The organism is Pseudomonas sp. PS01299, assembly GCF_029960145.1.
GTDB classification, from domain to species: Bacteria; Pseudomonadota; Gammaproteobacteria; order Pseudomonadales; family Pseudomonadaceae; genus Aquipseudomonas; species Aquipseudomonas putida_A.
The window spans coordinates 1-2,801 of record NZ_JASCPO010000414.1 but is presented as its reverse complement, the minus strand read 5'-3'; the positions used below and the strand labels follow the sequence as shown (position 1 = coordinate 2,801).

The 2,801-nt window shown below is 59.3% G+C and carries 3 protein-coding genes; all 3 read left to right on the top strand.

Features of this window, described 5'->3' with window-relative positions; translation table 11 throughout:
• Positions 1–244: 244 nt before the first annotated feature.
• The 3 genes from QMX91_RS30470 to QMX91_RS30460 all read left to right on the top strand — a co-directional run bounded on the left by QMX91_RS30470 (position 245) and on the right by QMX91_RS30460 (position 2,633).
• A complete protein-coding gene (locus tag QMX91_RS30470) occupies positions 245–598 on the top strand; it encodes a hypothetical protein (RefSeq protein WP_127652685.1) in 354 nt (117 codons plus the stop codon).
• Positions 588–1,526: a protein rep gene (locus tag QMX91_RS30465; protein WP_060765397.1), complete on the top strand. Its 939-nt coding sequence runs from the start codon at positions 588–590 to the stop codon at positions 1,524–1,526. Before QMX91_RS30470 ends, QMX91_RS30465 begins: the two co-directional genes overlap by 11 nt.
• A gap of 681 nt (positions 1,527–2,207) precedes the next feature.
• Positions 2,208–2,633: a hypothetical protein gene (locus QMX91_RS30460; protein WP_073454712.1), complete on the top strand. Its 426-nt coding sequence runs from the start codon at positions 2,208–2,210 to the stop codon at positions 2,631–2,633.
• The last annotated feature ends 168 nt before the right edge of the window (positions 2,634–2,801 follow it).

Sequence of the window (2,801 nt, the reverse complement as noted above, 5' to 3'; positions counted from 1 at the left end):
TCCCGTACTCCGATCGAGGCCAGTCCATCCACCGTTGAAATTCCTCAGGTCAGGGGCCGCGACCCCGGCTCGTCGTGACTCGCTTCACCGTCGCGGCGAACGGAGTCCCGGGCGGAGCGAACCCTTGACCCTTCGCTGATCAAATCACCCTCTGGCGCTCTGTTCCTGGCCACCGGCCGGGAGCGGAGGCCCCCAGCATGGGTGCTGTTGATTTTGCTTTTGGCGCTCTGGGTAGTATTGCGAAATGTTCTTCACCCCCCTCCCGGATCCTGTGGGGTGCTGTTACACCCCCACTTTACCGAAGACTCCTTCGTTTTTTGGCTCTGGAGTGGAGGCGCAAACCTCGCCCGTTATGTTCCTGGTCGTGATGAGAAAATTTGCCATCACCACTGAGGAGCTGGGCATGAGGGTTTCAATCGAGCTGGATCGTAAGGATGTTTTGTCCCTGATCGCTGTTTTTCTGCTGATGCTCCCGGATTCCGGGGCTTTGCGCGGTTCTGAGGCTGGCGAGTCCCTGCTTTACTTGATACATAGAAACAATGTGTTAGCAGGTGCTATGCTCGGCCCCACGAATAAGGGGGCCATGAATGGCGCATAAAAAAACCCCTGAGAACTCTTCCAACTTGGCAGGCGGGGAGTTCACAGGGGCTGACGAAGCTAGGCTTCTGGACGAGAGAATAACACGCTACGGCGTGGCTCACACAAGGTCTCAGGCGATGCTAGAACATCTCCGAAAGACCCCGTCCGAAGCGACCATCAAGACTGCCGCTAGCCTTGCCAGCTGTGGTAATTACCTGCATTTCCGGGAGTACTTCACCGTGGGCAAGGTACGGCTGCATAGCGCGACGTTCTGCAAGCAGCACCTGGTCTGTCCGTTGTGCGGCATTCGCCGCGGTGCCAAGGCTCTTGGGGCTTACTTGACCCGCTGGCAGGTGATCCAGGAGGAACGCCCGGATCTGCGGCCCTATCTCCTGACCCTAACAGTCAAAAACGGGCCGGATCTTGAAGAGCGTCAATCGCACCTCGCGAAGTCGCTACGTCGCTTGATGGATCGTCGTCGCTACTTCAATGCCGGTACTCGTGGCGCTCCCTGGACAGAGCTTTGCAAAGCCGAGGGGGCCGTCTACACCCTCGAGCTGACCAACAAGGGCAATGGCTGGCACCCGCATTGTCACATGATCATTCTGGCCACATCACAGCCCTCCCAAACCGACCTCAGCACCGAGTGGCACAAGATCACCGGTGACAGCATGGTCGTGGATTGCAGGCCCATCCTGGGCGATCCCGTTGAGGGTTTCATGGAGGTGTTCAAGTACGCCGTGAAATTCTCCGATCTGACCTTGGCTGACAACTGGCACGCGGCGCAGATCCTCAAGGGCAAGCGCCTGCTGAACAGCTTCGGCTTGTTCCGTGGCGTTGAGATTCCCGACTCGCTGCTCGATGAGCCGCTCGACGGGCTTCCGTACCTGGATAGGTTCTATCGCTACCTGGGCGATTCATACCAGCCGGCGAGCATCAGGGAGTGAGGGCAGGCGACAGCGTAGCGCCTGCCTGCCTCACTCCCTGAAATTGCCGCTCCTATGGCTCACCTATTGCTGCGGCAATAGGCCCAACAATAGGACCTGCAATACAACCGCCAAGAGCCAAAAACATAGAACCCAACAGCAAAATGCCGTCACCCCTGCGGGGCTCCGTGGCCGCCCCTCCGGGCCGCCCAAACCTCCCGGGGGAGCGCCCCGGAAGGCCTTCAGGGTTCTGAATCGCTGCGCGATCCGCCACCCTCTTTCCTCCCCTGCGCCCTGGACGGGCTTGTCTCGAAAATTCACCCGCGTGCGCGCCCGGCAAAGCCGGACCAACCCGCTTTCTGAGACTGCGCGACGCATCGGCGCGGGACTCCGTCCCTCCCTCTGCTGCTTCGGCTCGAAACCAGGTTGGTCCGGTTTCACCTGACGCGCACGCAAGCGGTGCGGCCGGATGCTTCGCACCCTGGTTTCGCCCTGGACGGGCTGCACCAGGGCAGAACGGAAAAATTCGGCCTGGGGGCCATTTTTCCTCACCCCCCTCGTGGGCTCGGGTGGCGTCTGTCAGGCTGTTTCCGTCGTCCTCGACGCCGGTTTATCAGAGCGGCTTTTGGCCGCTCTGGAAGCAGCTTTCGCTGCCCAAAGCCCTCTGCGCTATCATTCGATTTTCGTCTAGGAAAATTCCTCATGCAGCGTCTCGCCATACCTTCGGATTACGTCCTGCAGTTCATCCTGGGCCGCGCCTCCTATGTCCTCCCATGGGAGGACAAACTTTGCCCAGGTAATCCAGCAGATGATCCCGAAACTGGCGCAGAGGAATACAACGCATATGCCATCAAAAAGGCGCAGGAAGTCGGCAGAGCAACGAAACCAGACCCCGTGCTAGATGCAGTGTATTTGGCGTTAAAAACGCCTGGAGAGGCTTACAGGGCCCTTGCTGAGGATCTTGCGGAGGCTTATCAAGGTCGTTATAGGTTTCTCATAGACAATTTGGCCCAGTGGGACGAAGAAACCAGGTGGTTGAGGGCTGACCTGGTTTTTTCCAATTCTGAGCTTCGCCATTTGTCAGCCACGCAAGTGATGGCTTTACGAACAAGGGCCGCCGAGGCCTGACGCGCTGCGCTTGTCCCCTCGACCTCCATACGGGAACAGGTTCCCGTACTCCGATCGAGGCCAGTCCATCCACCGTTGAAATTCCTCAGGTCAGGGGCCGCGACCCCGGCTCGTCGTGACTCGCTTCACCGTCGCGGCGAACGGAGTCCCGGGCGGAGCGAACCCTTG